We start from the raw sequence: 8534 nt of genomic DNA on the forward strand, positions 1-8534 counted from the left end.
TAATCCTTTTAATAATATTGTAATAAAAAAATGAATATATTGTTAAACTGTTATTTTTTTATATTTATTAATTCGAATTTTTAGTTGACACCCGCTATGACAGGGATTACAATAAATCTCGAAATTGATTTTTTCGCATATTACCGTTTTTCAATTTGCAGAAAAGTCAATATAAAAAAATGGGGGTTCTTAACATGAGAATTAATACAAACATTAACAGCATGCGTACTCAAGAGTATATGCGCCAAAACCAAGACAAAATGAATACTTCTATGAATCGTTTATCTAGTGGTAAACGTATTAACAGTGCGGCTGACGATGCTGCTGGTTTAGCAATTGCTACTCGTATGAAAGCACGTGAAGGCGGTATGTCTGTTGCAGCTCGTAACACACAAGACGGTATGTCATTAATCCGTACTGCAGAGTCTGCAATGAATTCTGTATCTAACATCTTACTTCGTATGCGTGACCTTGCTACTCAATCTGCGAACGGCGCAAACACAAAAGGAAACCAAGCTTCTTTACAAAAAGAATTTGCAGAATTAAAAAATCAGATTGCTTATATTTCTGATAACACACAATTTAACGATCAAAACTTATTAAAAGACGATTCAACAATTACAATTCAAACTATGGATTCTACGTCATCAGCTCAACAAGTTGGTGTTAGTTTATCAAGTGTTTCTCTTGGCGCCCTATCTCTTGCTGATATCGTAATTGGTATTGAGAACTTAGGCGCTGCTAGCCTTACAGAAGCATCTGATGCAGGTTCTGCACGTGAAGCAATTTCTGCAATTGATGCAGCCCTTGCAACAGTTGCAGGAAATCGTGCTACACTTGGTGCAACGTTAAACCGTCTTGATTTTAACGTAGAAAGCTTAAATAATCAGGCAACTAACATGGCTGCAACTGCTTCTCAAATCGAAGATGCAGATATGGCAAAAGAAATGTCTGAAATGACTAAGTTTAAAATCTTAAACGAAGCTGGTATCAGCATGCTTTCTCAAGCAAACCAAACTCCGCAAATGGTGAGTAAATTATTACAATAATCCATTAGATAAAAATAAAATACACCTTTCTGCTTGCAGAAAGGTGTATTTTACTATAAAAACATACGTAATATACCTATTATTCACTAATCTGAATTTTTCTGCCAACAAAGATTTACTTAACATACAAATACCTTAATTCAAAATCCAAGAATTCCAGCCAAACAAAACTAATTTCAACTTTATTCCTATAAGATAATCCAATTTCGCGAAATATTTACTAATACAAATTAAACATTAACGATAAGTTTTTAAAAGGAGACATATAGAGTGCAGCAAGATAAAATTAGTATAATTGTCCCTATGTATAATGTTGAAGAATATATAGAGCAGACAGTTCAATCATTATTAAATCAAACCTATTCAAATATAGAAATTATCCTTATTGATGATGCATCAAAAGATAATACCGCAAATATAGCATTATCTTTTGCCGAAAAAAATAAAAACATCCAACTTTTTCAACAAGATTTGAATAAAGGAGTATCCGCTGCTAGAAATGTAGGATTAAAATTATCCAGAGGTTCCTATATTACATTTGTAGATTCTGATGACATATTATCAAATCAAGCAATTGAAATTATGCATAGCATCGCGAAAGAAAATAAATCTGACTTAGTTATTGGAGCAATACAAAATTTCACTGAATTAAATAGTATCCACACACATTCAGAGGATCCAATTACGCAACGAGTCTCTATTGAAGAAAACTCTGAAATTATTTCTAATGTTTTCAGTTGCGGAAAGTTATATAAAAAAGACTTACTACAAGAAATGCAATTCGCAGAAGATACCCAATATATTGAAAATCAGCCATTTGCAATACAAACTTTTTTTAACGCAAAAAACATTGTTACAATTTCGTCTGTTATTTACTATTATAGAGTACGAGAATCACAAAATTTATCTTTAACACAATCAGCATTTACAAACCCTTTAGTTTATTTACCACATGTATTCAATGTATTTAATACTGTACATAACTGCTTTAAAAAAAGTAAATATGGATTAGAACATGACTCTTTCACTATATATATTAAACATTTGATTGAAGGGAGTGTTCAATATCTCTTCATTGGTAGCTTGTCACAAAATGAACCAGTTATTCAACAACAGACATTCAAACTCCTAATTGATTGGATTAAAACTCTCGATAACGATTTAGTTTTAAAAACTGGAAGCTTCCAAAAAGTATTTGTTACGCCCGGTGAAGAGTATATTAAACATATAAATGCGGAAAGTTTAATGTATTACATAAAATTATTAAAAGTTATTAAGGAAAAAATGCTTACAGCTTCACAGTCTGCTAAAAAAATTAATGAAGCAGAAGAAAAAAATACTATTTTAGATTTGGTATTAGCAAACGTTAATACCTACTTAACTAGATATAACTATGAAACAAAAAACTATCCCATTTGTTATCCGAAGATACAGTCTCTTGATATAAATACTAATTGTGCAATCGTTCAATTCCAACTTATAAAAAATGAATACATCTCATTATATGAAGTATTCTTATTAAAAAAAGATAATCTGTGGACCATAACAAGTGCTCAACTTATTGCAAATACTAAGAAACAGGATATAACAATAAAAAATAAGCATCCAAAAATTTTACTTACATATAGAAATTTCAGTGGCTGTAATACCCTGGCTTTATATAAATCAATCCCTAATGATATACGACAACAATTTGATATTGAGCTCATTTCAGTAGATAACATATCACACACATATACACAAAAGATAATGGACAGCGATATCGTTGTTACAACGAATATGGAGTATAATTTCAATAAACAACAATTTAACCCAGACCAAATTGTCATTGATTTATGGCATGGTTTTCCATTAAAAACGATGTTTTATGCCGATCCAAATTATCACAATAAAAATAGTATTTCCTCATTTTTCAAACCATTAAATTATTTAGCTTCCTACTCACATTTATATAATGAATTATTATATAAATGTGTACGAGTAGATCCTAATAACTTTGTAATCACCGGGGCTCCTCGTAATGATTTACTATTTAATACAAATAGCCGCGAATTATTATGTAAAATGTTACATGTGGATGATACCGGTCAAAAATTCTTGTTTTATATGCCGACATTTCGTGCTACTAGCCAAATTAACAGTACAGATTACTCTTCCAATTTATTTGGCTTTAACCATTTTGAACTAAGTACTTTTAATCAATTTTTAGAAAAAAATAATTATCAATTAATTGTAAAAGCACATCCATTATATGGTGAGAATTATAGTGAAATGTTAAAAGGACTTTCTCATATAAGCCTATTCCCAACTGAAAAATTAATAGCATGGCACATTGATCTATATGAAGTATTAGGAGCAATAGATTTCTTAATCACTGACTATTCTTCTGTTTATTTCGATTATTTATTATTAGACAAACCTATTATATTTACACCTACAGATTTGGGAGAGTATCAAGAGGATCGTGGTTTTTTACTTACACCATATGAAGAATGGACACCCGGTCCCAAAGTATTTGATCAAATAAGCTTACAAAACGAAATTTCAGCCTATGAAACCAACCATTCTTACTATCAAAAAGCGAGAAAACAAGTTTCAAATAAAATCCATGCATATCAAGATTGCAACTCTTCCGAAAGGGTATGGAACTTCATTACAAAATTATATTTATCTAGTAAACATAATTAACAAGCGAGCACTCTTATAAGCAATACGTTCTTAAAGAGTGCTTGTTTTTATTTATTTATTTATTTATAATTCTCTAATAAGCTATATTTATATTAATTTCAAATTTTTCATTTCACTTGTTAAAATCTAAATTACTCTTAATAGACGAAATTTTTTTAAAATTTAACCTGAACATCTTTTTCTCTTTTCATATCTATAATAAGTTTATCTATTCAAAGTAATCTGTAGATAATCCTGCAGTTAAATAATCACAAAAGTACAAACTATTATAAATTCCATCTATTAATATTTAATCTTATCATTAATTCTCCATACGGTTCCGATTCTTTATAAAATATGAACTATCCGTTCTCTAAAGATAGTTCATATTTTAAATTTAATTTTATATTATAATGATAATAATAATCTGTATTTTAACCAGTTGCTATCAGGAAAAACATTCACAGCTTTTGACATTACTCCTTCTACATTTCCTTCATTCATTTCTAAACTATATCTATAAAAGCGAAAATCTGTTTTAAATAACTCTATAGCCTGCAAAGCAATACGCTGTGCTTCTTTTTTATTACTTTGAGCAATTAACCATTCAATAATATTCACATATCCCTGTTTCGAGATATGATTTTCATCTGCTAACTGATAAAATTCCAAAGCGATATCTTCATAGCCAGTGTCATAGAATACATCCGCAATTTTAGCATGAATATCTTTATGAAACATATTTTTATATGTAATAAGTCGTTCTACAAATTCTGGCTTATTATAACGAAGCGCTTTTTCTAGTATCGCTAAATACTCACCACGCTTTATTTTCTTAAAACCACGTACCTCTCCAAATAACATCTCGAATACATGTTTAAAATTGGAACTCCGTATAACTTCTTGTACATATATATCCTGTGTCATTTCATATAATACACATAAATCTCCAATATCAAATATCCCTCTTTGTATCCCTAATAATAAGTCATCTCTTTTAACAGCAATACTTTCTAACTGAGAAGATTGTATTGTAATAATACTTGCTTTTAATTCTATTACTTTAACTAGTGCTTGCTCTTCTAAATCACGTGCTAATAATACTGGTAAATCTGATAAACCCATGCTTAGCAAATATTTTATTACTTCTAATCGTATCACATCTGTTTTGAAAACTTTTTGCTGCACTAAAAATTCATATACTTCTTGTGCAGAATGGTATTTATTTAAAATATGTGTTACTTTCATTATCACATTTATAGATGATGCATTTTCATTCAGAGCTTGGATATAATGTTGCAATGCTTTTTTATCATTTTTTTCTATTTCATAAATTCGGCCTAGACGTTCATGAGGAATAAATGTTTTCCGATCAAATTGATAAGCAACCTCATTATAGTTTTCTTGATGTGTTACTATTGTTTCAAATATTTCCCTCGCATCTTCATAACGTTTCTGTAGATAATAAATATCACCTTTCCAGCAAATAAAATCTGGAGACGCTGGCCATAATGTCTCTGTATCCTTTACAATCTTCAAAGCATCTTCATAACGCTTTAGCTCTACTAAACTTTCAATAATATAATATAGACATGTACGTATCCAACCTTCATTAATACTTTTTTTACATTTATACGCCTCAACAAATTTATTTAATGCCTTTTTAGTTTTCCCCTGTCTACGTAACTCTTGTCCATAATTAAATAATGAAAAACCGTCATTTTTTTTATTACGTAAATCTTCCGAGACAATTTTTAAATTCCGATCTTTTTTATTTTGTTTTTCTACTATATGAGATAAATAACCATAGTGATATAGTATTAAACAAGATAATCCTATATGCTGTTCTCCTTCAGCAACTACAATCTGTTCATGTAACGCTCCTTTAAAATAGATTGTCCCGTCATTTTTATATATTCTTCCCATTTTATTTACTGTTGTACGTTCGCCATGCTTCCCTACAAAATTCATAATATCAACAATATAAGTATTATACTTATCCTTTTGTAATTGAACTTCCTTAATCGCCTTTTTAAAATTTTCTCCATCTACACACTCATCTGCATCAATTGCAAGAATCCACTCACCACTCGCTTTAGATGCTGCAAAATTACGAGCGGCTGCAAAATCATTTACCCATTCAAAGTCATATACTTTATCTGTAAACTCTTTTGCAATTTCTTTTGTGGCATCTGTAGATCCAGTATCCACAACAACAATTTCATCTATCCCCTCCTGAAGGGATTGTAAACATTTTTGTAACATATCCTCTTCATTTTTCACAATTAAACATGCTGACATAAACGGTTTCATATTATTTTTGGCTCCTTTATTTTTCAGACTGTATCATCTATTAATCATTATATTATTATTATACATACTTTTTAATGTTTTTTTTAATTATTTTAGTTATACCTATAATCCAGAACCAAATTACTCAACATAGAAATTCAAGATTTCCTAAACAACTGAGCCATATTAATAAAAAAAACTCTCTTAATTTAACAGTTAATAGCACAAGTACCTATACTTCTTTATTAAAACAAACGAATAGTCATATCAAGGGGGCTAAATATATGAAAGTGGACCCAAGTTTTTCACAAAAAATATCCATAATTGAACCGAAACCATTAAACCATTTACACCTTTGGGTATAAGAACTAAATGATATTTGAGAAAATCTCTTTTAAACTTTTTATGAAGTTTCATATTCCTCTTTTCCCTCCCTTGTCCATCCTTTAGGGAGAGTTCTTATAACTAACTCTGAGATTCCGCTAGATCATTGAGACAATTCACTCTAAATCTATGGATATAGAAGAAACCCTACTACTTAATATATCGTCAGCTTTCCCTTGCGTAGAAAAAGTTTGTTTCTCCCCGTAGCCATATTTATACAAGGATCCTCCCCCACCTATTCCCTCATTTTGTCTTATATGAGGCATTGTGGATGATTTTTCATAGTCACATACTCTTTTTCATATCATAAATATTCTTTTCTTCTAAACACTATTTATTTTAAAACTAAATTATTAATTAAAGGTACACTACGTTCGTTCTCACATAATGATTTTTTCCTTCAATCAAGCAGTTTTACACAAAACAAAAGGGAAATACATATAAACTATGTAGTTCCCTTTTGTTTTGTACCCAAATTTTCTTACTGCGTTACAGTCATAACCTGTCCACTACGATCAACCATAATTTTCATTTTACCATCTTGTGCGTTATATAGCCCTAATTTATGCAAATCTTGTTTACATTCTTTTACAAAGAAAGGCAATGTACGAATTTGATCAATATCAGAGCTCGTAATGAAATGAATTAAACGATGCGTCATTTCTTTAATATCAAAGACGAGTTCTTCCTTCTCCCTCTTTAACCTTTCATTTTCAAACTGTAGCGACTTTAATTGACTTTGAAGGTCACGTGTATTTTTTTCACCTTTTGAACGATCTGCAGCCATGCTAGAAAGCTTATAAATACCTTCCATAAATTGATGTAGTTCACGTTCCTTCTTTTCGCTACATTGACTAATTGTTTCAAAGTTGTCAACGATACCTGATATAACTGTTACAAGACTTTTTTCATCCTCTTCACTTCGAACTTCTTCTTCTATTTCTTGTTTTCTTTCTTGTTTCGTCTCAGTAATCTTCTCTTTAACAGGTTTATATTTTCGCTTTCGCCCTGGTTTTTGTTTTTCAATATTTTCAAACGCCATCTCTTGTTTTTTTAATTTATAATACGTGTTTTGTAATTGGCTTTCTGTTTTTGGAAAAAGAGTCAATTCATTCTTACTAACATATTTTGAAATATTTGTGATGTTTAAACCGTGGCGTTGACAAAATTTATACACTTCATATAATAGTTCTAATTCAGATTTCAGCCATGTAATTACCGATTTTTCATATGCTCGCATACCGCCATTTTTTTCTATATCTATTTGAAATAATACCATTCGATTATATAAATCAACGAGCTCTTCATACCCTATTCGGAATTGTTTTTCTATTTTTTTGAATTCCGCATCTAGTTTCATATCGTTCATTTTATTATTTGACATGTTTTGTAAAAGACTTAATACATTAATTGCTGTGTGGTGATACATACTATGTGTCACTCCCCTCATCCTTTCACAATTCTCATCTGACTCCCATGCCTTTTAAGAAAATATAAATTTCAACATATCCATATTATAACATTTCGAAATTATCTGTCAAATAATTAACATACAAAAATATATAAAAAGTATAAAATCGGATTCAGCTATTTCATTTATAAAAAAACCATTCCTCCCTCAAATTTAAATATTTCCATTTTCAAAATAGCATTTTTATTACTATTTATTTTACTTAACCAAAGACAAGAACGCCAAGAGATCTACATCCTCCTGGCGTTCTCTATTGAACTACTAATTTTTAATACTTTATCCTTTTATTCACCTATAAAATCTTTTGCTACACGTACACTTTCTTCCTTATTCACGTTTGTTACTGTAATGTATACCTTTCCTGCTTTCTCACCTAATTGAGGAATTTTAACATTTACTGACGTTTTTGAGTCAGCAACGGTTGCTGATTTCAACTCGTTACCTTCTTGTGCCACGTTGTATACTTTGACTACATCTCCGGCTTTTAAGCCTGTTACTCGAACTATATCATCTTCACCAGCATCATTATTTAATACAACAATATTACTTGCATTTGGAGCGGCTGTAATTTCTGTATCAAATGCTTTCACTGTACGCGTACTTTCTAACTCACCTTTGCTTTGTACACTTACGTATACATTTCCTTTTGTTTTTGCGTCTTTTGCGATTTG

General features: G+C 30.2%; 4 protein-coding genes and 1 pseudogene. 2 read left to right on the forward strand and 3 right to left on the reverse strand.

Annotation, left to right across the window (positions count from 1 at the left end):
• Positions 1-194: 194 nt before the first annotated feature.
• Together MR115_RS24115 and MR115_RS30110 are read left to right on the forward strand one after the other, a co-directional pair.
• Entirely contained in the window at positions 195-1049 is an 855-nt protein-coding gene (locus tag MR115_RS24115) for a flagellin N-terminal helical domain-containing protein (protein ID WP_076536514.1), read from the forward strand.
• A gap of 270 nt (positions 1050-1319) precedes the next feature.
• Positions 1320-3737 (forward strand): bifunctional glycosyltransferase/CDP-glycerol:glycerophosphate glycerophosphotransferase, encoded by a 2418-nt coding sequence (locus MR115_RS30110; protein WP_242243024.1) that lies wholly within the window; start codon positions 1320-1322, stop codon positions 3735-3737.
• Between the two features lie 387 nt (positions 3738-4124).
• Here the strand turns inward: MR115_RS30110 and MR115_RS24125 are convergent, their stop codons facing one another.
• The 3 genes and pseudogenes from MR115_RS24125 to MR115_RS24135 form a co-directional block, all read right to left on the reverse strand.
• Entirely contained in the window at positions 4125-6029 is a 1905-nt protein-coding gene (locus MR115_RS24125; protein WP_242243025.1) for a tetratricopeptide repeat-containing glycosyltransferase family 2 protein, read from the reverse strand.
• A gap of 844 nt (positions 6030-6873) precedes the next feature.
• Positions 6874-7821: a DNA-binding domain-containing protein gene (locus MR115_RS24130; protein WP_242243028.1), complete on the reverse strand. Its 948-nt coding sequence runs from the start codon at positions 7819-7821 to the stop codon at positions 6874-6876.
• 326 nt (positions 7822-8147) lie between these two features.
• Positions 8148-8534: pseudogene (locus MR115_RS24135) on the reverse strand (IMP dehydrogenase); the annotation flags it as partial.

Origin of the sequence: Bacillus cereus group sp. BfR-BA-01309 (assembly GCF_022664315.1) — a bacterium.
Lineage (GTDB): Bacteria > Bacillota > Bacilli > Bacillales > Bacillaceae_G > Bacillus_A > Bacillus_A mobilis.